Source organism: Paraburkholderia sp. Tr-20389 (genome assembly GCF_017104565.1).
Lineage (GTDB): Bacteria > Pseudomonadota > Gammaproteobacteria > Burkholderiales > Burkholderiaceae > Paraburkholderia.
The window spans coordinates 125565-147429 of sequence record NZ_JAAGPD010000001.1 but is presented as its reverse complement, the minus strand read 5'-3'; the positions used below and the strand labels follow the sequence as shown (position 1 = coordinate 147429).

The 21865-nt window shown below is 63.3% G+C and carries 22 protein-coding genes; 14 read left to right on the top strand and 8 right to left on the bottom strand.

Annotated features, from left to right (window positions below; translation table 11 throughout):
• Positions 1-84 precede the first annotated feature (84 nt).
• Positions 85-981 carry a LysR substrate-binding domain-containing protein gene (locus G3N95_RS00695; RefSeq protein ID WP_241018198.1) on the top strand — a complete coding sequence of 299 codons (897 nt, stop codon included), beginning with the start codon at positions 85-87 and terminating at the stop codon, positions 979-981.
• 7 nt (positions 982-988) lie between these two features.
• On the opposite strand, the gene G3N95_RS00690 is transcribed toward G3N95_RS00695, so the two are convergent.
• A complete protein-coding gene (locus tag G3N95_RS00690; RefSeq protein WP_205968035.1) occupies positions 989-1444 on the bottom strand; it encodes a GNAT family N-acetyltransferase in 456 nt (151 codons plus the stop codon).
• A 330-nt stretch (positions 1445-1774) separates the two neighbouring features.
• Between G3N95_RS00690 and hmpA the strand changes: the two genes are divergently transcribed.
• Positions 1775-2989 carry an NO-inducible flavohemoprotein gene (gene hmpA, locus G3N95_RS00685; RefSeq protein ID WP_205968034.1) on the top strand — a complete coding sequence of 405 codons (1215 nt, stop codon included), beginning with the start codon at positions 1775-1777 and terminating at the stop codon, positions 2987-2989.
• A gap of 154 nt (positions 2990-3143) precedes the next feature.
• Here the strand turns inward: hmpA and G3N95_RS00680 are convergent, their stop codons facing one another.
• Positions 3144-4280, bottom strand: coding sequence for a diguanylate cyclase (locus G3N95_RS00680; RefSeq protein ID WP_205968033.1), 1137 nt, complete (start codon positions 4278-4280; stop codon positions 3144-3146).
• A gap of 356 nt (positions 4281-4636) precedes the next feature.
• On the opposite strand from G3N95_RS00680, the gene G3N95_RS00675 reads away from it, so the two are divergent.
• The 3 genes from G3N95_RS00675 (at position 4637) to G3N95_RS00665 (ending at position 5908) form a co-directional block, all read left to right on the top strand.
• Positions 4637-4798, top strand: a complete 162-nt coding sequence (locus G3N95_RS00675) for a hypothetical protein (RefSeq protein ID WP_205968032.1) — start codon at positions 4637-4639, stop codon at positions 4796-4798.
• A gap of 207 nt (positions 4799-5005) precedes the next feature.
• Positions 5006-5551: a DUF4142 domain-containing protein gene (locus G3N95_RS00670; protein WP_205968031.1), complete on the top strand. Its 546-nt coding sequence runs from the start codon at positions 5006-5008 to the stop codon at positions 5549-5551.
• Between the two features lie 123 nt (positions 5552-5674).
• Positions 5675-5908: a DUF2795 domain-containing protein gene (locus G3N95_RS00665; protein WP_205968030.1), complete on the top strand. Its 234-nt coding sequence runs from the start codon at positions 5675-5677 to the stop codon at positions 5906-5908.
• Between the two features lie 185 nt (positions 5909-6093).
• On the opposite strand, the gene G3N95_RS00660 is transcribed toward G3N95_RS00665, so the two are convergent.
• The gene (locus G3N95_RS00660; protein WP_205968029.1) at positions 6094-6396 is read right to left on the bottom strand and encodes a hypothetical protein; all 303 of its coding nucleotides are present in this window, start codon (positions 6394-6396) and stop codon (positions 6094-6096) included.
• Positions 6397-6668: 272 nt separating this feature from the next.
• Between G3N95_RS00660 and G3N95_RS00655 the strand changes: the two genes are divergently transcribed.
• The 6 genes from G3N95_RS00655 to G3N95_RS00630 all read left to right on the top strand — a co-directional run bounded on the left by G3N95_RS00655 (position 6669) and on the right by G3N95_RS00630 (position 14552).
• A complete protein-coding gene (locus G3N95_RS00655) occupies positions 6669-6911 on the top strand; it encodes a hypothetical protein (protein WP_205968028.1) in 243 nt (80 codons plus the stop codon).
• Between the two features lie 286 nt (positions 6912-7197).
• Positions 7198-7983: an SDR family NAD(P)-dependent oxidoreductase gene (locus G3N95_RS00650; RefSeq protein WP_205968027.1), complete on the top strand. Its 786-nt coding sequence runs from the start codon at positions 7198-7200 to the stop codon at positions 7981-7983.
• Positions 7984-8066: 83 nt separating this feature from the next.
• Positions 8067-9059, top strand: a complete 993-nt coding sequence (locus G3N95_RS00645; protein ID WP_205968026.1) for a chemotaxis protein CheB — start codon at positions 8067-8069, stop codon at positions 9057-9059.
• An 82-nt stretch (positions 9060-9141) separates the two neighbouring features.
• Complete coding sequence (locus G3N95_RS00640) at positions 9142-13221, top strand: CheR family methyltransferase (protein ID WP_205968025.1); 4080 nt, start codon at positions 9142-9144, stop codon at positions 13219-13221.
• A 76-nt stretch (positions 13222-13297) separates the two neighbouring features.
• A complete protein-coding gene (locus G3N95_RS00635; protein WP_241018154.1) occupies positions 13298-13921 on the top strand; it encodes a hypothetical protein in 624 nt (207 codons plus the stop codon).
• Positions 13908-14552: a recombinase family protein gene (locus tag G3N95_RS00630; protein WP_205968024.1), complete on the top strand. Its 645-nt coding sequence runs from the start codon at positions 13908-13910 to the stop codon at positions 14550-14552. The genes G3N95_RS00635 and G3N95_RS00630 overlap by 14 nt, the downstream gene beginning before the upstream one ends.
• A gap of 115 nt (positions 14553-14667) precedes the next feature.
• On the opposite strand, the gene G3N95_RS00625 is transcribed toward G3N95_RS00630, so the two are convergent.
• The 4 genes from G3N95_RS00625 to G3N95_RS00610 form a co-directional block, all read right to left on the bottom strand.
• Complete coding sequence (locus tag G3N95_RS00625; RefSeq protein ID WP_205968023.1) at positions 14668-15522, bottom strand: DUF1989 domain-containing protein; 855 nt, start codon at positions 15520-15522, stop codon at positions 14668-14670.
• Between the two features lie 78 nt (positions 15523-15600).
• Positions 15601-16284: a GntR family transcriptional regulator gene (locus tag G3N95_RS00620; RefSeq protein WP_205968022.1), complete on the bottom strand. Its 684-nt coding sequence runs from the start codon at positions 16282-16284 to the stop codon at positions 15601-15603.
• 8 nt (positions 16285-16292) lie between these two features.
• Entirely contained in the window at positions 16293-17813 is a 1521-nt protein-coding gene (locus tag G3N95_RS40830; RefSeq protein ID WP_205968021.1) for an amino acid ABC transporter permease/ATP-binding protein, read from the bottom strand.
• Positions 17814-17850: 37 nt separating this feature from the next.
• Positions 17851-18720 carry an ABC transporter substrate-binding protein gene (locus tag G3N95_RS00610; RefSeq protein ID WP_205968020.1) on the bottom strand — a complete coding sequence of 290 codons (870 nt, stop codon included), beginning with the start codon at positions 18718-18720 and terminating at the stop codon, positions 17851-17853.
• A 391-nt stretch (positions 18721-19111) separates the two neighbouring features.
• Between G3N95_RS00610 and G3N95_RS00605 the strand changes: the two genes are divergently transcribed.
• Both G3N95_RS00605 and G3N95_RS00600 read left to right on the top strand, forming a co-directional pair.
• A complete protein-coding gene (locus G3N95_RS00605; RefSeq protein WP_205968019.1) occupies positions 19112-20119 on the top strand; it encodes a hypothetical protein in 1008 nt (335 codons plus the stop codon).
• 22 nt (positions 20120-20141) lie between these two features.
• Positions 20142-20495: a hypothetical protein gene (locus tag G3N95_RS00600; protein WP_241018153.1), complete on the top strand. Its 354-nt coding sequence runs from the start codon at positions 20142-20144 to the stop codon at positions 20493-20495.
• Between the two features lie 151 nt (positions 20496-20646).
• On the opposite strand, the gene G3N95_RS00595 is transcribed toward G3N95_RS00600, so the two are convergent.
• Complete coding sequence (locus tag G3N95_RS00595) at positions 20647-21174, bottom strand: GNAT family N-acetyltransferase (protein WP_205968018.1); 528 nt, start codon at positions 21172-21174, stop codon at positions 20647-20649.
• A 36-nt stretch (positions 21175-21210) separates the two neighbouring features.
• Between G3N95_RS00595 and G3N95_RS00590 the strand changes: the two genes are divergently transcribed.
• Positions 21211-21780, top strand: coding sequence for an XRE family transcriptional regulator (locus G3N95_RS00590; protein WP_205968017.1), 570 nt, complete (start codon positions 21211-21213; stop codon positions 21778-21780).
• The last annotated feature ends 85 nt before the right edge of the window (positions 21781-21865 follow it).

Here is a 21865-nt window from a genome sequence, read left to right as displayed (position 1 = left end):
TATTCATTTCATCTTTCACTAAAAGTGAGTACTGACAGCGCGTCCGATTTCGAGTTTTTCATTCTGCTTGCGAAGCTCAAGAGCATGTCGGGCGCGGCGCGCGCGCTCGACCTGACGCCGCCCGCCGCGACGAAGCGGCTCGGCATCATCGAGCGGCGGCTCGGCGCACGTCTCGTCAACAGGACGACACGCAGCGTCAGTCTCACGCCGGAGGGGGAAACGTATCTACGTTACGCGAGCCAGATAGTCGGGCAGGTTCGCGAAATGGAAGAAGCGATCTCGGGCGCGAGGCGCGACCCGCAAGGTCTGCTGCGCATCAACGCGACGCTCGGCTTCGGCAGAACCACGATTGCGCCGCTCGTGTCGGACTTCGCGAAGCGTTTTCCGAATGTCGAGGTTCAGTTCGAAGTGACGGACCGGCCCGTCGATCTGATCGAAGGCGCGTTCGACATGGCCATCCGCTTCGGCGAGCTACCCGACAGTCGTCTGAGCGCGCGGCGCATCATGAGCAATCGCCGCTTTCTGTGCGCGTCGCCGAAATATCTGGAGCGTTTCGGAACGCCTGAGCGTGTGGACGATTTGCAGCAGCATCGCTGCATTATTCACAGGCAGAACGACGACGCGTATGGCGTGTGGCGCTACATCGTGAACGATCACATCGAGGCGATCAAGGTGAAAGGCGCGCTGTCCAGCAACGACGGCGATATCGTGCTTCGCTGGGCGCTCGACGGCCACGGCATCCTGATCCGTTCCGAATGGGATCTGGCGAAGTACGTCCAGAGCGGGCGGCTCAAGCTCGTGCTGCCCAATACGGTTTTGCCGTCAGCCGACCTGTTCGTCTATTACTCGCGGCAGCGGAACCAGACGGCACGCGCGCGGGCATTCATCGATTTCCTCGTCGATCATTTTCAGGCGCCCTTCACGCCTGTCGATACGGCTGTCGACATGCGCGAACGGAAGAAGCGGGTTTCGCGAAAGTGACGACGCCCTAGCGAGGCGGTACGCGCCACTTCAACAGAACCTCGGTGTCCGTTTCCATCGCGATCGTGAATCCGTGTTTGATGAACAGGCGCACAGCAGGATTCCCTCGCTCGAGTATCACTGAGATGCTGACTTTGGCCAGTTGTGCTTCGTCCTGCACAGCGACCAGCAACAGACTGCCGTAGCCCTTGCCCCTGTGGTCGAGATCGATGTGAAGCGCCGTGAGCCGCCATTCGGTAGGGCGCCGGTCGATGTTCAACACGCCAATCGGCACGTCGTCGGCGCATGCAAGCATGGCCGTCGCCAGTTGCCCGTCGTGCTGACCGAACCGCATGACATCGCCAAGCAGCTCGTAGCCTTGCGCCCGCAAGGCCATCGACGGCTTCAGTATTCTCAGGAGAATAGGCTCGTCGCCGGGCCCGCACGGACGCAGCTTCAGATTGACGAAATTCGTGGACTCCATGAGCGCTAGTTTCGGACGACAGTTTGATAAAGAACGCCACGCGATATTGGATGCGCGCGTATGCGATGAATTCGAAGCTCAGGCATGCATACCGCATCGTAACTTCTGCGACGGCGAGCTGGCGTGTACGGAAGTCATCCGTTTCGCGCGACGCGCTCGCGATGATGTGAAGAATGCCGATTCGCAGTCACCCATCGGTTGCACGAGCGTCGTACCATGATTGTCCTGAACCCGGAACGCACACGCGCGTACGTCCTCGCTGACCGCGCAGCATGTACACCGTATGCGCCGAACGACGCCCTCATCACTTCACCCGCAGCGGAGGCACACATGCTCACCCAGCGTACGAAGGACATCGTCAAGGCAACGGCTCCCGTCCTAGCCGAACACGGATACCCGATCATTCAACGCTTCTACACACGACTATTCGAGGCGCATCCCGAGTTGAAGAACACCTTCAACATGGCGCATCAGGAGCAAGGTCAACAACAGCAGGCGCTCGCGCGCGCCGTGTATGCGTACGCGGAAAACATCGACGATCCCAGCAGCCTCTCCGCTGTCTTGCAGAACATTGCGAACAAGCATGCCAGTCTCGATGTGCGTCCGGAACAGTACCCCATCGTCGGCGAGCATCTGCTCGGCGCGATCCAGGACGTTCTCGGCGATGCCGCCACGGACGACATCATTTCCGCATGGGCGCAGGCGTATGGCAATCTCGCCGACGTGCTGATGGGCATGGAAAGCGGACTGCGCGAACAGAGAGCCGCGCAGCTCGGCGGCTGGAATGGCTGGCGCACGTTCGTCGTGATGGAAAAGAAGCCGGAGAGCAGTGTGATCACGTCGTTCGTGCTCGCACCCATCGACGGCAAGCCCGTCGTCAACTTCGAACCGGGACAGTACATCAGCGTCGCCGTGCGCGTGCCTTCACTGGGCCTTCAGCAGATCCGGCAGTACAGCCTGTCGGACATGCCCAATGGCAACACCTATCGCATCACCGTCAAACGCGAAGCGGGCGACGCACAAACGCCAGCAGGCTATGTGTCGTCATTGCTGCACGACGATGTGCAGATTGGCAGCGAAGTGCGGATCGCCGCGCCGTATGGCAGCTTCCACATCGACGTCGATGCGAAGACGCCCATCGTGCTGATCAGCGGCGGCGTGGGCCTCACGCCGATGATCAGCATGCTGAAACGCGCCATCCAGGATCCCGCGCGCCAGGTGGTGTTCGTGCATGGCGCGCGCAACAGCGCCGTCCACGCGATGCGGGACCGCCTGAAACAGACGGCGGCCACGCACAAGAACTTCCGCGCAACGATCTTCTACGATTCGCCCTTGCCCACCGATACGCAAGGACAGGACTACGACTATCCGGGCTTCATCGATCTCGATCTCATTTCACGCGATGTGCTGCTGCCCGATGCCGACTACTACATCTGCGGACCGATTCCGTTCATGCGGATTCAGCACGACAAGCTCAAGAGCATGGATATCCACGAATCGCACATCCATTACGAAGTGTTCGGCCCGGACCTGTTCGCGGAATGAGCGCGATGTGACCGAAACGCGGCCCGCTCGCCTTCACGATGTCCCCCGATCCGTCTGCATAGCGGCTCCCGACGTTCCCCGTCGAGACTTCGATGAGCAATGCGTGCGCCAACGCGGATACGGACCAACGCGAACGCGTTGTGTGGTGCCGTGTTTATGCCACGGCCATGCTCTTCTTCTGACGCTTCACTTCATACATCGCAGCGTCCGCGACGGCCACGATCTTGTCGATCGTGTTCGCATCGTCGGTCACCGACGCGATGCCGATGCTGGCGCCGACATGGACCGTCACACTGGCCGCGAGCAGGAACGGCTTCTCGATCTCGGCGATCACGCGGCTCGCAAACGAAGCCGGCTCACGCGCGTTGGACACATCGCCTGCGATCACGAACTCGTCGCCGCCCATGCGCGCAACGAGCGCATTCGTGCCCGCAAGCTGGCGCAGCCGCGCTGCGACCTGCGCGAGCAGACGGTCGCCGCACTCGTGCCCGTGTGCATCGTTGACGGCCTTGAAGCCATCGAGGTCGATGTAGAAGAGCGGTGTCTTGCCGCCCGCGCGCGCCGCCCCGACGAGTTCATGGGTGGCCGCGTGAAAAAAGCCCGCGCGGTTGAGCAGCCCCGTCAAACCGTCGTGGCGCGCCCGGCGGTCGTTTTCGCGCTCGGCCTCCATCGTCGAGATCAGCATCACGTTCAGCTTTCTGGCGGCGACGCTCATCGCAAACAGATAGAACGGGATCTGAACCAGGGTCAGGAGCAGTACCGGCTCGCCGGACAGCACGGCGCCGACGCAGCACGGTCCGAGCGACAGGAAGATCATGATGGCAACCAGACGCGGCGCGGCGAAGTTCCGGAAGCAGATGCCGCCCACCATCGCGGCAGCGGAAAGGAACGACAGTGTGGCCGCGACCCAGTCGCCGCTGGTGGCGCTGATCAGCGCACCATAGCCGACCGTCGCACCCCATAGCGGCGCGAGAAGCAGGTAGATATCGGTGGGCGTCGGCCGGCCCTGCCGCGCCCGACGGTGCGCGAGGATCAGGATCGCGAGACGCACCGCGCACACCACGATTTCCGAAATCAGCCAGAAGCGGAACGGCGTGCTCGGGTGCCGATAAGCCAGCACCCACGCGACGGCGATCGTATTGAACACGCCGCCGAAAAAAATCGGCAAGGTGCCGAACAGGGTCGAGACCAGCGCAACCCGGATTTCGGGTGGCGTATCGCGCCCGGGATAGAGCAGCCAGGTTGCCAGCCTGCCCTGCGGCAAGCTGAACGTTTCAGGGTGTTTCGTCATTCGAGCGCCCCGCAATCCGCCCAGCGGCGACCGGGGGTCGCGCCTGGCGGCTGCCGTCAGAGTAACGTCACCCGCTTGCTGGCAGGGGAAACGGGAATGCAGGATGGCTAGCCGTGGACCGCGGCTCGTGCGCCGCAACCGGATATCCGTTCGCTTTGTGAGGTGCCAGCAGCACAAAGCTCGACAGTAGATGGCGCATTCTGCCATTACTTAACGGGTTATCGGCGCCTTCCTGACAAAACTGAAGGGTCGAAGCGGGATGCGGCACGCTGCGGATTGATGTGTCGATATACGGTGTGCATCGCGCCGCCGGTCGCCTAGAATGAAAACGCAGCCACGTCACTCCGGAGGATGCCGTGAATGAAACCTTGATCGCCTACCTGCTTGGTCCGACCGTGATGGTGCTGGTCGCGGCACTGCTGTGGGTGGCGAGCCGCCATGAAAGGCACGGCAACCCGAGACGTGCGGACCGGTGGCTCGATACCCATTATGTCGACCTGATACATCATCGGCACTGAACGCGCCTCGCTTCTCTCAACATCGTCCCGACACGCAGCGCCGCCAGGCGCTGCTTCTTCATCACCGCGCCCCTCGACGCTCCATCTGTCCACACCAGCGGCAAATCGCTTGCAGGTCTCATCTGAAGTCCGTATCAACGCGCATTCGCGGGCGCGGTTCGCGGCTTGCTGTTCTTCAGGTCCACACACGGATCAGGGAGAACATGCATGAGACTCAAACACGTGCTCATAGGCGCAATCGTCGTAACGGGCGCCCTCGCCATCGCACCGCTCGCGGCCCAGACGGAAGCGGCATCGACGACGGCCGCCAACCCGTTGGCGCAAACCGACAAGGACTTCGTGCAGACGGCGTCGATGGCGTCGTCGACGGAGATCGACGCCGCGAAACTCGCCACCTCGAACTCCGAAGATAAGGACGTGAAATCGTTCGCGCGTCACATGATGCTCGATCACACCAAACTGACGGTGCAGTTGAAGATGGCCGCACCGCATGGCGTCGCGGTTCCGAAGGACAACTCCGACACTGCGGTGCTCGGTCCGCTGAAGGGACTGAAGGGCAAAGCATTCGACCAGGCGTACGTCTCGAAGGTCGGCGTGGAAGGACACAAGGAAGCGGTTGCCGCGTTCGAGAAGGAAATCGCCGATGGTCAGAATGCGAAGTTGAAGAAGGCAGCGCAGGACGCGTTGCCGACCATCCAGAAGCACTATCAGATGGCCCAGGACCTCGCCGCGAAGAAGGGCGTCGCGCAATAGCCGCATTCCTCGTTCCCTTCAGGTCACAGCCCGCTTCAGCGACGCGCGGACAGGCATCGCGTTTGCGGCACGCATGAGTCGCGGCGATGCAGTCCGAGCGGCGTTCATCAACGGAGAACATTCATGTCACAGCATCCGGCCCGATCGCAGGATCAGCGTCATCCTGGGCAACCCAATCCCATCGATATCCAGAAGGCACTTGCCGGTATCGCCTATCCGACAACGCGCGAGAAACTGGTCGAACGGGCGCGCCAGAATCACGCCAATACGGATATCGTCGATCTGATCGACAGGCTGCCCGATCATAACTACGACAGCCCGGCCTCGGTGTCGAAAGAGATTTCGCGCATCCAGTAAGCACGACCCACGGTGTGGGTTCGCGCGATCATTCATATCATTCAGCCAGTCGGAAATAGCAAAAAAAAAGCGACCGGCACAGGGAACCAGGCCGGTCGCACGGGCGCCAGAGATGGCCCTCCGGCTATCCGTTGCCCGCAGCAACGGAATCACTTGCAGCGATGCGGTTCAACGCGTCGCCGCCGTTACTCTTCGAGGCTTGGGGACGCCTCGCTTTCGGATGCAAGGACATGCAGCAACGCGTGAGTGATCCACTTGTGCTCTCTGATACTGGCCAGTATCCGGTCGGCTTGCTCCCTGCCCAGCGGCGCGAAGCTGATGGTGATGCGCTCGAACTCATCGCGCCTGACGCACGTCGTCGACGTTCCCTGCACGCATGCGCCCGCATCCGTGAGCAGGCGCCAAAGCGCGATCACGTGAAGATTGCCGCACGCCGCCTGAACCGTGATACCGCCCACACGCCCAGTCAACTGTCGATTGCGCGTCATGATTCGTCGTCCGGAACGGAGCCGCAAGTGAAGACGTCGAGCGATCGTCTCTTACGTGAGCAGTTGCTGCCATAACACGAGCGTGTTCAGCCCACACCTGTTGACAGACTAGTGGCTGCCGGCAGGATTGTTAAGCGCGGCGGTCTGTCCGTAAATGGTGGTTATCGTACGCCTGAAGATGCCAGATAGCGATGTGCTCTGCGTTCCGGCGCGGGAACACGGCTTGCCGATTGATAAGGCGCACCAATCAGGAGCACATCAGGGAGCACATCATGAGCATCACGACGATACGCACATCGGATACCGAGCTCCAGGTCGAGCAGACCTCCTACACATTTGCAAAGAAGGAAGATGCCGACGCGTTCCAGCAATGTCTCGTCAACGGCAGTATCGAAAGCTGTCATCGCGATCATCCGCCCGTGTCGATGAGACCCGTGCGTCCGGACGAGCGCGCCGACGATCCCAATCGCGACAGCACGATCTCTCCTTCGCTCGGCGGCGACACGGCCATGTGATGCGTGGTATTGCCCGTTCAACGGGAATATCACTTGCGACGTCGAAGCAATCGATCCGAACTCACGAACCGAATGGAGGCCGACATGCAACCAGACCAGCCACCGCGGAGCCCCGGCGACGAGGGACCGCGCGACGCCCCGGGAATCGGCGAAGACACATGCCGCGCGTGCCACGGCACGGGCAGCGTCGAAGGACAACGTTGCAGCGTGTGCAACGGAACCGGCAAGGTGCTGCAAGGCATCGGTGGCGGATAACGACCAGGGAGACTCGAATATGGAGACCCGAATGGATCTGAAGGACCAGGTCGCGCTCGTGACGGGGGCCGGGTCGGGGATCGGCAAGGCATGCGCGCTCAGGATGGCCGCCGAAGGCGCGCGCGTGATCCTCCATGCGCACAAGGACGAAGAGACCCGCTCGACGGTCGATGCCATTCAGCAGGCAGGCGGCACCGCGTTCGGGATCACGGCCGACCTGCGCGACGACGCCGGTTTCAAGGCAGCCATCGAGCGCGGCATCGCGCACTTCGGCGCACTCGACATCGTTGTCGCCAACGCCGGCATCAACGGCGTGTGGGCGCCCATCGACGAGTTGCAACCCGACGAATGGGACAACACGCTGAACACCAATCTGCGCGGCACTTACCTCACACTGCACTACACCGTGCCGCATCTGAAACGCGCGGGCCAAGGCTCGATCATCATCATTTCGTCGATCAACGGCACGCGTGTATTCAGCCACGGCGGCGCATCCGCGTATTCGACCACCAAGGGCGGCCTGCTCGCGCTCGGCCAGATGGTCGCGCTGGAGCTCGCGAAGCACAAGATCCGCGTCAATGTCGTATGCCCGGGCAAAATCGAATCGAAGATTAACGAGAACACGCGGGCCCGCTCGAACGCCGAGGCATCGGAGCCCGCGCACTACCCCGACGGCAAGATCCCGCTGACGGACGGCGCGGCAGGCACTGGCGACGACATCGCGGAGATGGTGGCGTTTCTCGTCTCGGACCGCGCGCGCTACATCACAGGGACGCCCGTCTGGATCGACGGAGGTCAATCGTTGCTGGTGGGATAGGAGTTGTCCGTTCCTCCGTGCTCGCCGAAAAACCGAGGCATGCGGATTGCTAAGGATAGAGGTTCAGGCGAACCGGAGGCACTTTGACCCACCGAGATTTCATCGCGATAGGCGCGTCGGCGGGCGGTGTCGACGCGCTGCGCGACCTCGCGTCCCGGCTCCCCCCCGACCTCCCCGCGACCATTGCCATCGTGCTGCACGTGGGCTCGCATCAGAGCCTGCTGCCCTCCCTGCTCAACGGTTCCGGCCCGCTCGAAGCGAGTCACGCCGAGGATGGCGATGTCTACAAGCGCGGCAAAATTTACGTGGCCCCGCCAGACCGGCATCTGATCGTCGAAGGGACGCGCTTGCGTCTCGTGCACGGCGCAAAGGAAAACTTTGCGCGGCCCGCCATCGATCCACTGTTTCGCAGCGCCGCGACCGAGATGGGCTCGCGCGCGATCGGCGTCATACTCACCGGTCTCCTCGACGACGGCTCGGCCGGACTCGAAGCGATTCAGGCCTGCGGCGGCGCGACGCTGGTCCAGGATCCCGCCGACGCGTTTGCGCGCGACATGCCGCTGAACGCGTCACCCTTTGCCGATTACATCCTGCCCCTCACCACGCTCGTTGCATGCCTCGTGCGACTCGCGGGCGGCACACCGCACGCGCCGGGAAAGGCCGAGGGCGAGCGGCACGCCGCCGCCCGCCGGCGGATCGCGACCGAGCAGCACGCATGGATCGGCGACCGGTCGCCCGTGCGCGCACTGCAGGAGATCGCCGTACCGTCCATGTTCACCTGCCCGGACTGCAGCGGCTCGCTATGGCAGGTGAAGGGCTCCCGACTGCTGCGCTTTCGATGCCATACGGGACACGCCTACACGGCCGGATCGCTGGAGTCGGGCCGCAGGGACGACGTCGAGCGCTCGCTGCAGGATGCCATGCGCGCGCTACAGGAGCGCGAGATGGCGAGCCGCGCACTGGGAGAGTTTTTCGGCAAGCAAGGCGACACGGCCGCACAAACGCGTGAAGAAGAGATAGCGCGCCGCGCGAACGAGGCGGCAGGACTCTTGCAGTCGCTCCTGCTAGAGCGATAATAGCGGTCTACGCCTGGGTGCAAGGCCGGCTCGCGCGGCCTGACACCAGCGGCGGACCCTATTCTCTAATGGACATGCGGCCATGCCGAAAAAACGTGCACAGACACTGCCCAGCCAGGCCAATTTCCCGATCGTGGGTATTGGTGCTTCTGCGGGTGGACTGAGCGCACTCCGGGAGTTCTTCGAAGCGTTGCCCGCCCACACGTCGATGGCATTCGTGGTGATCGTCCATCTGGCGCCCGATCACGAAAGCAATCTGGCCTCGCTGCTCCAGAAGGCCACCGACATGCCCGTGCTGGAAGTCACGAGCCCCACCCCCATCGAGCCCAACCATGTGTATCTGATCGCGCCGTCGCTCGAACTGACCATGGTCGACGACTACCTGCGCGTCACGCACAGACAGCCGGACGACGGCCGCCGCGCGGCGATCGATCTGTTCTTCCGCACGCTCGCGGAAGTTCATCGTGAACGGGCGATCGGCATCGTGCTCTCGGGCGCGGGTTCGGACGGTTCGGTCGGACTGTCGCGCGTCAAGGAGATGGGCGGCATCACGCTCGCCCAGGATCCCGCCGAGGCCGAATACGACAGCATGCCGCGCAGCGCGATCGCGACGGGCATGGTCGATTTCGTGCTGACGGCCGCCGAAATGCCGCAGCGCCTGCTCGACCTGTGGGTCACGGCGAAGGAGATCCATCTGCCCAACGTCGAGAGCGACGAGCGCGATGAAACCATCTCCAACGAGGCCGCCGAGCGCGCGCTGCGCGAAATCATGGTCATTCTGCGCACGCGCACGGGGCACGACTTCCGCCATTACAAGCGGGCCACCGTCCTGCGCCGCATCGAGCGGCGCCTGCAGGTCAACGGCATCACCGACCTCCAGGCCTACCGCGACCACCTGCACCTGCATCCGGACGAAACCCAGGCGCTGCTGCAGGACATGCTGATCAGCGTGACCAACTTCTTCCGCGACAAGGAAGCGTTCGAGGTGCTGGAGCGCGAAGTGCTGCCGCAACTGTTCGAGGGGCGCGGCGAGCAGGACCGGATCCGCACGTGGTCGGTCGGCTGCGCCACGGGCGAAGAGGCCTATTCGCTGGCCATGCTGTTGCAGGAGCGCTCGCTCAAATCGGCGGAAGGCATCTCGTTCCAGGTGTTCGCCACCGACATCGACGAGCGCGCCATTTCATTCGCGCGCACAGGCCTCTATCCCGACTCGATTCTTGCCGACGTGACGGCGTCCCGCGTGCGCCAGTTCTTTTCGAAGGACGCCGCGCACTATCGCGTGAAGAAAGAACTGCGCGAGCACATGCTGTTCGCGCACCACAACGTGCTGAGCGACCCGCCCTTCTCCCGGCTCGATCTGATCTGCTGCCGCAATCTGCTGATCTATCTCGACCGCGAAGCGCAGATCGAGATTCTCAGGATGTTCCATTTCGCGCTGCGGCCGGGCGGCGTGCTGTTTCTCGGCAGTTCGGAATCGGCCGACAGCGTCAGCTCGATGTTCAGCGTGATCGACAAGCGCAACCGCATCTATCGCGCGAACATGGCCGTGCGCGGCGATACGCCCGTGCCCGTCGCGATCTCCGGTATGGCGAGCGCGCGGCCCATCGTGGCGACGGTGCAGCCGCCGGGACGCCGCCGCTTCTCGTTCGGCGATCTGCATCAGCGCCTCGTCGAACAATACGCGCCGCCCAGCGTGCTCGTGAGCCGCGACTCCGAAATCGTCCATCTCTCCGATCGCGCGGGCCGCTTCCTGCAGTATTCGGGCGGCGAGCCGTCGCACAACATCGTCGCCGTGGTGCGCGCCGAGCTGCGGCTCGAATTGCGCACGGCGATCTATCAGGCGCTGCACACGAATCGCAGCGTCGAGGCGCGCCGGGTGCGGATCGAGCGCGAGGGACGTTCGTATTTCGTCAACATGACGGCGCGCCCCGTGCACGATCCCGAAGCGAATGCGGACTTCGTACTGGTGCTGTTCGACGAAGTCGAAGACAGCATGGGCGGCTCGGAAACGTCGGCATCCGACGCACAGAAAGACCCGATCATCACCCAGCTCGAACGCGAGCTGCAACGCACGAAGGAACAGTTGCAATCGACCATTGAACAATCGGAAACGTCGACGGAAGAACTGAAGGCCTCCAACGAAGAACTGCAGGCAATCAACGAAGAACTGCGCTCGGCGACGGAAGAGCTCGAAACGAGCAAGGAAGAACTGCAGTCGATCAACGAAGAGCTCACCACGGTCAACGCGGAACTCAAGTCGAAGGTCGAGGAAACGGGCAAGATCAACGACGACCTGCAGAACCTGATCGCCGCCAACGACATCGGCACGATCTTCGTCGACCGCAATATCTGCATCAAGCGCTACACGCCGCGGGCCACGGACGTCTTCAGCATCATCCCGTCGGACATCGGCCGTTCGCTGCTCGACATCACGCACCGGCTCGAATACGACAAGCTCGCGGACGATGCGGCGGAGGCCTTCGATTCTCTACGCCTGATCGAACGCGAACTGAAGAGCAACGACGGCCGCTGGTATCTCGCGCGCTTCGTGCCGTACCGCACGACGGAAGACCGCATCGACGGCGCCGTGCTCTCGTTCATCGACATCACGGGCCGCCGCCAGGCGGAAGACCGTCTGCGCGAGGGCGAGCGGCGCATGCGCATCGTGGCAGGCACCAGGGACTACGCGATCATCACGTTCGACGACGACGGCCTCGTGACGAGCTGGAATGCGGGCGCCGAGCGGATCTTCGGTTATACGGAAGCAGAAATGCTCGGCAAATCCGCCGACGTGCTGTCCACAGAGGAAGACCGTGCGAGCAATATCGCGCAGGCCGAATTCGCGGAAGCTCGCCTGAACGGCCGCACGGAAGAGGAACGCTGGCACGTACGCAAGGACGGCACGCGCTTCTTCGCGAGCGGCGTGCTGTCGCGTCTGGACGAAGCGGGCGTCAGCGGCTTCGCGAAGATCGCGCGCGATCTCGGCGAATTCGGCCACGCGGAGACCGAGCGCGGCACCCAGAACGAATTGCTGAGCGCCACCACCGAGCGGGATGCCCAGCGGCGCCGCGACGAATTTCTCGCCGTCGTGTCGCACGAACTGAAGCATCCCCTCAATCTGATCTCCGCCAGCGCGGAACTCATCGCGCGCGCGCCGGAAACGCGGCAGAGCCTGAATATCTCGCGCGCGGCCGATACGATCCGCCGCACGGTGATCGGCCAGGCGCAGATCATCGACGACCTGCTCGACATCTCGCGCGTACGCACGGGCAAGCTGTCGATCGTCCGCACCGTGGTCGATATGCGAGAGATCGTGCAGCGCGTCTGCAATGCGGTTCAGGACGACGCGCGTCAGCGCGGCCTCACCCTCAATGTCACGATGGCGGCGTCGCCCGTGATCGTCCATGCCGATCTCACGCGCGTCGAGCAGATTGTCTGGAACCTGGTCAGCAACGCGTTGAAGTTCACAAGCCGCGGTTCGGTCGATGTCTCGCTGCAAGTCAACGAGTATGCCGAAGCGGTGCTGCGCGTGTCGGACACGGGCAATGGCATCGAGCCGTCGCTGCTGCCGCATATCTTCGAGATGTTCCAGCAAAGCCGCGATCCGATGACGCGCCGCGCGGGCCTCGGCATCGGCCTCGCGCTCGTCAGGGACCTCGTGAATCTGCATGGCGGCGCCGTGCGCGCGGAATCGGAAGGCGTGGGCCGAGGCTCGACGTTCACGGTCACGCTGCCGACGCATCGCACGCTCTCCTATGCAAGCGGCGTCGATGGCAATGCGCCGGTGGATTCGCTGCACGGCGTCCGCGTTCTGATGGTCGACGACGACGCGGCAACCATCGAAACCTTCAAGCTGTTGCTCGAAAGCGAGGGCGCCGTCGTGCAAACCGCGACGAGCGGCGAAGAAGCACTGGCGATGCTCAACGGCGACGTACCCGATGTCGTCCTGTCCGATATCGGCATGCACGGCATGGACGGGTTCGAGTTCGTCGGCAAGCTGCGCGAAGAGCCTGGGCTGAAATCCGTGATCTGCATCGCGCTCAGCGGTTTTGGCCAGGAAGCCGATGTGAAGATGGCGGAAAACGCCGGCTTCGACGCGCACCTGAATAAACCCGTCATGCTCGAGGATCTGCTCCATGTTTTCTCGCGCTTGCGGAATTAGGAACCGCCCGGGCCATATCGCCGGGGCGTTCATGTTCTCTTCGATCGACGACGCGTCCGGCCGCCCGCGCTGAACCGTGCGGGCCGCCGCGAAAGGAGATTCAAGGAGGCAACAGGTGGCGAACGACACCGGCAACGATCCTGTCGACCATGCGAAGGCGCAGTTCGACAAAGCGTTCAGGCGGCTCGAAGCGGCCCAGATACGTCTGCAGACGCTGGCCGCCAGACCGGATGCCGACGAAGCAGCGTTGCGTTCGGCAAGGTATGCCTATGACGAGGCCCGGCTCCTCTGGCTGAGCAGCGAAGCCGCGTTGCGCAGCGCGGCCATCGCCGACAGCCATCGCCATCACATGAACAGACTGGTGGTGGTGCTGGACGGCAACTCGCACGTGGCGGAATCGATCGCGCTTCTGCTGCGCCTGCGGGGTTTCAGGGCAGCCGTCGCGTCGAGCTTGCCATCGAATGAAGAACGGCCGATCGAACCGCCTTCCGCCGTGATCGCCGATTTCGGACGCAGACCGGGTCCGGCTGACGCGCAGGCCATCAGCCGGCTCAAAGTCACCCCGTCGACCCGTATGATCGCGATGGTTCCGCCCGCGCTGCTGTCCGACGACTGGGACGGCTTCGACGCGGTGCTGGCGAAGCCCGCGTCGATCGACACCATCATCCAGCAGGGAATTCTCGGCAATGGCCACGAATAAGACGATTCTGCCGCAGTTGCCGCCGGACGTTCCCGCGCAAAAGACCTACTTCTATATCAACAACCCGCGCACGCGTCAGTTCCCTGAGCAGGAACTGATCGACCTCGACCGTGCCGGCTACACCGTCGTGCTCAATCGCGTCGCGGTGGACAACGTTCCGCCTTTCGTGCCGGCAGCGGAGCGCATGGAACTGAACGCGCTGCTGCGCCGGATCGCTCCCGAGGACGCGCTGGTCGTGCTGGACCTGTCGTCGCTCGGCTGCAATGCGCGCGACGTGCTATGGACGCTCATGCAGTGCCGTAAGGCAAAGATCGCCGTACGATGCGTCGAACTCGGCGGCGCCGAACTCACCCGGCGCCCGGAGCCACCGGCCACCAGGACGCTGCGGGCGATCATCCGGATGGAGACGGCGACGCGCAGCGAGCGCAGCACCAGCAGCCTGAAAACGGCGCGGGCAAACGGGCGCCCGACGGGGAGACCGGCTTCGCTGTCGCGCACGGATCAGGAGCGCATCGTCCGCTTTCTCGGCAAAGGCCTGTCCGTCAGCGAAGTCGCGCGCCGGTTCGGCACGTCGCGTCAAACGGTCATGCGCGTGCGGGCGGCGGCAACGCTTCATCCGAAGGACGGTTGACTCACGGGTTATCGAGGCAATCCGCCTTCGTCGCCGCAAGCGCGACATCGTGGTTCACGCAGCGAAGCGCGGAAGCCGCCGCGTTTCTACATGCAACTGCTTCCGTCGAGCACGCTCATCCCGCGCGATGCCACTCCGGCTGCTGCACCGCCTGCCCGTGCAGCCCCTTGTATGCAGCCACGGGCGGCGTCGACCATCCTTCGAGTAGGCGTGGCGCAAGCCGATAGATTTCCACGCCAAGCGGCCTGCACACTTCGAGCGGATCGCGCGCGTCCGGACCCCACATCGGCAGCGACAGATCGCCGCCGGGACAGGTCGACAATGCGCACAGCAAGTCGATCTCCGCGAAGAACTCCAGATAGTCGCCCTTCTTCGCCGGGCATGCCTTCATGAAGTACTTGTCGTCGAGATTCAGGCCGGTGCATTGAAAGACGTTGAGCACGTCGTGCACGTCGTACTCGGTCAGTCCATACGGTGCCACCGCGCGCGTGAGATTCGAATGGCAGTGGAAGTGGAAATCTTCGCCCGTCAGCATGCGGTTGACGTACGGATCGCAGCGCGTGCCGAGCAGATCGTGCACCCGGCCGCCGTGTTCGTCGATGCCGTAATCGGCGAGGCTGTCGTCGGTGATCGTCACCATCGGACGTAGAAACGGCAGCGTCGACCAGAGACGGTCGAAGGTGCTGACGTGCGCGGCCTGCAACTGACGCGTGCGCGACGCCCACATCCGTTCACGCGGGTTGTGCAGGTTCCACATGTTGAGGTCGGCCACCTGCGGCCCTTCGATCGTCACGATACGGAACACGTGTCCTGCCGGCACCGTCCACGCCTGCCCCGAACGAATCGGAATCACGATCGACTCGATCAGTTCGCGGCCGTCCTGTTCCGCCGCGATGCGTCCATAAAATGCCTTGTCGACGTCGAGCGCCGAACCCTGAGTGGATTGATAAGCGGCAGGGTAATTCAACATGAGAGATCGCTCCTTGGTGATGCGGCTGGCCGTCCACGTTCTCGTGACGCCGTTCGATGCGGTCAGCCGCGAGATGTGTCACAGATAGTCGAGCATCGCGTGCTCGGACTCCGCCAGATACTCGGCCAGCGCCGCCTGCGCCTTGTCCAGATTGCCGCGCTCGATCAGCGCGAAAATGCGCTGATCTTTTGCCACCCACGGTTTCTGGAAACGCTTTTCGTCGGGCGCGGACGCGAACACGAGCCGCAGTTGCGCGAGGATCGTCGTGAAGAACGCGTCGAACAGCGCGCTGTGCAACAGACGCACGATATGCCGGTGAAACACCAGGCTATACGTGCCGACCGCGCGCCAGTCTTCGCGTTCGACGGCTTCCTGCGCGCAGCGGATCGCGTCGCGCATCAACGCGAGATCATCGGCTTCGATGGGCTCTTCGCGCGCCAGTGCCTGCAGTTCGAGCGTCCGCCGCACGCGGTAGATGTCGCGCACGTCGTGACGCGTAAGCGTGCGCACGACGACGCCGCGATGCCGGTAATGCACGGCCAGCCCTTCGCGGCACAGCAGCCGCAACGCTTCGCGCAACGTGTTGCGCGAGACGTTGTGCAACTGCGTCAGATCGTTTTCGACGAGCGCGGTGCCCGGCAGCAGCCGGCCCTCGATGATCTCGTCGCGGACCGTCGACAGGATGCGGTCGGTCACGGACTGATCGGTCTCGGCGATCGATGCGGCAGGCGTGCGTGTCCCGGTCGTGCGTACTGTTGTCATGCTTTGGCTCAGGCGATGTGAACGTCTTGGAGGAAACTGGCGATGCGTGAAGTCTTCTGCTTCGCCAGTTCGACGGGAGGACCATCGCTGAGTATCCTACCCCCTTCCATGAACACGACCCGATCCGAAATACGGAACGCGAACTTGATCTCATGCGTGACGATGATCATCGTCATGCCGTCGCGTGCGAGCTGCTCGATCACTTTCAGCACTTCCTGCACGAGTTCCGGATCGAGCGCGGAGGTCGGTTCGTCGAACAGCACGATCGACGGCTGCATCGCGAGCGCGCGCGCAATCGCCACACGCTGCTGCTGCCCGCCCGACAACTGATGCGGATACTTGTGCGCATGCGCCGCCATGCCGACTTTCGCGAGCAGCTGCATGCAGTCCGCGTCGAGCGCGCTGCCCGTCAGGCGGCCGTGATAGCGCGGCGCCAGCGTGACGTTCTGCAGCACGGTCTTGTGCGGAAACAGGTTGAAGTTCTGAAACACCATGCCGATGTCGAGAATGCCGCGCATGTATTCGCCACGCTGTGGCTTGCCTCGATGCGCGGCTTGCAGGAACCCGCGGCCATGCAGGCGCACTTCGCCGTCGTCGAGCGTTTCGAGGCCGTTGAGCGTGCGGATCAGCGAGGTCTTGCCGGATCCCGACGGTCCGATGATCGACACGACTTCGCCCGCCTGCACAGTCAGGTCGATGCCCTTGAGCACCTCGTGCTGTCCGTAACGCTTATGGATGCCGGAGGCTTCGAGCGCGCGCCCGGCGCCTCGTGCACCGGCGCTGTTCGCCAACGCGGCCGATGCATCGGCCGGCGACACAGGCTGCGCGGCGACGTCGATCATCACGGCATGCTTGCGGCGCGTCACGTCGAGGCGTTTCTCGAGCAGCTTCAGCAGATGCCCGAACACAGTAACGATCAGCACGTAATAGAACGACACCGCGAGCATCGTCTCCAGCACCTTGAAGTTCTGCGTGTAGAGCCGTTCGCCCACGAGCAGGATTTCCGCCAGCGAGATCACCGACACCAGCGAAGTCAGCTTGACGATCGTGATGTACTCGTTGATCAGCGAAGGCAGCGCGACGCGGAACGCCTGCGGCAACACGATCAGACGTTGCAGCCCGACGAAGCCGATGCCGAGCGCCCGTCCCGCTTCGAGCTGCCCCTTGTTGAGCGCGAGCAGGCCGCCGCGATGAATCTCCGCGATATACGCGGTCTCGCTGATCGACAGCGCAATCAGTCCCGCCCAGAACGGGTCGGACAGCACGCCGCCCGACCACGGCAACACTTGCGGCAGGTTGTAGACGAAGATCAGCAGCACCAGCAGCGGCAAACTGCGAAACAGCCAGATGTACGCACCGCACGCGGCGCGCAACGGCACGAACGTCGACTGCTTGCCGAGCGCCAGCATGAACCCGGCGACGATGCCGATCACCCACGTCGCGACGCTCAGCTCGACGACGAGCCACGCGGCCTTCCAGAATTCGACGTCGACGAGCAGCGACGCCGCGTAATGCCAATCGAACACCATGTGCTTCCCCTTCGTTCGCCGTCACGGCGTCGCGATGCTATTTCTGGGCAGTGCCGAGCGCGAGCGCGACGTCGCTGACGGTCGGTTCCGCAACGTTGTACTGCTTGAGCAGCGCGCCGTATTCGCCCGACGACTTCATCGATGCCAACGCCGTCTTCAACTGAGCCAGCAATGCGTCGTTGCCCTTCTTCACGCCGAGACCGATCACCACGGGATAAAGCGGCGCCGTCGACGTGATCGCCACGCGGCCCGCCAGGCGGTTGGCCGTCATCTGCGCGACGGCGGAGTCTTCGAACTGCGCGTCGACAGCGTGCGACAGCACGGCCTGCGCCGCTTCCGGCGAGGTCTCGAACTCGCGCACATCGATCGCGCCGCGACCCGCCGGCACGCACACCTTGCTCGACACGTCGTTCAGCTTCGGAATCCACGACGCACCCTTGATCGAACTCACGCGCTTGCCGCACAGGTCTTCCGGCGTCTTCGGCGCGAAGCCAGATCCGCTCAGCGCGAGCAGCGAGCCGCCCGTTTTCAGGTACGGCAGGAAGTCGATCTGCTTGGCCCGCTCCGGCGTCACGTACAGCGCGGACGCGATCACGTCGAAGCGGTTCGCATTGACGCCGAGGATCAGGTTCGCGAAGCGCGTGTCGACGAACGACGGCTTGAGCTTCAGATGCGTCGCGAGCCTGTTCATGAAAGCGGGATCGAAGCCGGCGGGCGTGCCGTTGTCGAGGAAGTCGTAAGGCGGATACGTCAGGTCGGCGCCGATCTGCAAACGCTCGGGCGCAACCGTCCCGGCCGTGGCGAGACCAGCATGTGTCGCCGCAAGCAGAGCCACGAACGCGGCAGCCAGCTTCAACTTGTGCGACAGGCCATCGAGGGCCGGCTTCGAAAAGATAGGGGCTTTCATGGAGGTCTCGCTCGTCGGGTGTGCGTGGATAAATTGTTCAACAATGTGCAAACTATTGTTGAACAATATTGGGAATGCAAGCGCTTTTTTCGACCTGGCGATGCGAGGTTTGGGAAAGGCCGGGAAGCCGGTGGTGCTGTGCTGCGGAATCCGTCGGGCGACATTCGTGCGGGCTCGCTTCGAGGCTCGCTTCGAAAGCGAGGTTTGTGCCCCGACCCACATACGAAGCCGTCTCGATGCCGAAGAATGCGTGTGGGCGCGCGGTCACACAGGATTGATCGGGAAGAGAACGGGCAGCGCCGCGCAACGCGCCGGAGGGATCTCGTCCAACTGGTTGCGAATGAGAACAACGCAGCGTGTCTGACTTGCCGGCGGTATGGGGAGACCGAATATGGGCATCATTCGCAAACGTCTTGCGACGTCGCGCGAGCCATCCAGCGCGGCGCAAGACGACGGGCCCAAGGAAGGCGAGCCCGCACGGCCGCTCGATGAACGCGCTTCGGCCGCGCCTCTCGCCTCCACTGCACCCGTGAAGCGTTCGAAGCGCGCGAATGAGATCACGCGTCCTCTCGTGATCGTGCGCGTGCGGTCGAAGCCGAGACAGCTCGCGCCACCAGTCAACGAAACGGGCGCGCCGGACTGGAGCCTGAACGCGGGCGTGGCGATCGTCCTGTTCGGCTTCGCGATTGCGTTCGGCACGTATGCGACGCTGACTCAGCGTGAAGCCGTTCAGACGCACATGCGCCGCTTCGCGAAGCACGACGAGCCGCGTCCGGCTGCTCAACCGGATCTCGTCTTGCCGGCAATACCTGCCGTGCAGGTAGCCGAAGCACCGCGTAGTCCTGTCGAAACGCATGCTGCCATCGAAACGGCGACGATCGATACGCAACCCAGTCATACGCCGAGCGCGCCTCCGCTTGCCGTTGCGCGCAGCAAGCCGCCTGAGCCCGCAAGACCGTCCACCAATACGTCGCCGCCGGCGCCTGCAAAGCCGGCAACCAGGCGGAGCAATCCACCGGCCACGCCGGCGTTGGCACGCGCGGCGCCGAAAAGCACGGCGGAACTGGCGAGCACGCCCCCGGCCCGCGTACAAGCTGCACCGCCTGCGCCAAAGGCGCATCGCGCGGCCCCTGCAACGGCGGAGACCTCGGTGGCTTCGGTGGCTTCGTCGCAAGCATCGAACACGCCGCGCGACGAACGCACGGTTCATGAACCGGTGACTGCACGGCCGCCGGCAAGGACTGTCGTCGCAGCGACCGCGCCGCGCGACAACGTGCCGAACGTATCGGACACGCCCGCGATCAGCACCGCGCCGGCGCCGGCACAGCCTCACGTGCAAACGGAAACCACCGCCTCTTTACAGTCGACGGTCAACCGGGAGTTGTTTCGCCGACACTGAAACTGAGACGCACTGTCAAGCCATGACGTTTTTCGCCCCTATCATTGCAGCGACTGCAAGATTAGGGACGAACGCGACCATGAACGCACATTGCATCGACTACGATGCGCTGACCCTGGTGATGGAAAAGCGGATTGCCGCTCATGTGAAAGCCGCCAGAAAGCAGCGCACTCGTCTTGAAGAAAGAGAACGCGTGTTCTTCACGGCAGCCGCGAACGAGGCGCTGTTCGTATGGATGCAGCTCGCGAGCCGGATGAACTCCGTCCTGTATCAAGCCGACAGGGTCCGCCTCACCCGCATGGTCGAGGACATCGCGACGGAAAACTCGCCGGTCGCGCATGAGCGCTTCCCGGTCGAGTCTTTGACGCTCGCCTAGGCCGACGTTCGTCAGCAGCCGATCACACGCGGCTGCGCTGCAAAAATTCGGCTCGTCCGTCACGAGCCGCATTCACTCGACGCTCTTGCTGTCGAGCGCTTCCTGATTGGTTAGTGCGCAAGCGCAGCGCACACCGACAGGCCCGGCGACATCATGGCGTCGTGGCAGCGTCCGGCGTCGGACGATCGTCGAGCTTCAGTTGCATGAAGGCCAGATCGAGCCACGTGCCGAACTTCATGCCGACTTCCTTCAGATGCCCCACATGCTCGAATCCGAGCTGCTCGTGCAGCCGGATCGAACCGGCATTGTTCGCTTCGATGCCCGCCACCATCACGTGCTTGCCGATCGACTGCGCCCTGCCGATCAGCGCTTGCATCAGCGAGCGCCCGAGGCCCTTGCCCCGCTGATCGCCGCGCACATACACCGAATGCTCGACGGTATGACGGTAGCCGTCGAACGCGCGCCAGTCGCCGAACGACGCATAGCCGAGCACGGCGTCCTGCTCGTCAACGGCGACGAGCACCGGATAACCGGCCTTCTGCCGATCGGCCAGCCATGCAGTGCGATTCGCGTGATCGACGGTCTGGTCGTTCCAGATCGCGGTCGTGTGCGCGACGGCGTCGTTGTAGATCGCCGTGATACCTTCGATATGCTCCGGACCTGCATCGCGAATTTGCATTTGATGACTCCTCGTTTGTCCACTATAGTATAACGAATGAACACGATAATAGACAATGTGGATCAACGCATCGGCGCCCGTATTCGTGCCGAGCGGGAGGGCCGCGGCTGGTCGCTGACCAGTCTCGCAGAAAAATCCGGCGTTTCGCGTGCAATGGTTCATAAGGTCGAGCGTGGTGAAAGCAGCCCCACCGCGTCGTTGCTGGCAAAGCTGGCCGGCGCGTTCGGCATGAGCATGTCGGCGCTGCTGGCGCTCGCCGAACTCGAAGACGGACGCCTGCTGCGACACGCCGATCAGCCGCTATGGGTCGATCCGCAAAGCGGCTATGTGCGGCGCCACGTGTCGCCGAAATCGGCGTCGCCGCTGAATCTGGTCGAGATCGATTTGCCGCCGTCGACGGAAATTCCGATGCCCGTGTCCGCGTTTCTGCACTCGCAGCAGTTGATCTGGGTGCTGGACGGCGAACTGGTGTTTATCGAAGGCGGCGAACGTCATGAACTGGGCGCAGGCGACTGCCTCGAACTCGGGCCGCCGAGCGACTGTGTCTTCAAGAATGAAAGTTCGCGGGCGTGCAAGTACGCTGTGATCCTCGTGCGGAGCGCCTGAGCATCCGGATCGCGAGTCGGGCGATTGCAATTGCATCTTCCGCAATTTTTTCGACGCGGCCTGTCCGTCAGCCTACGGCCCGCGC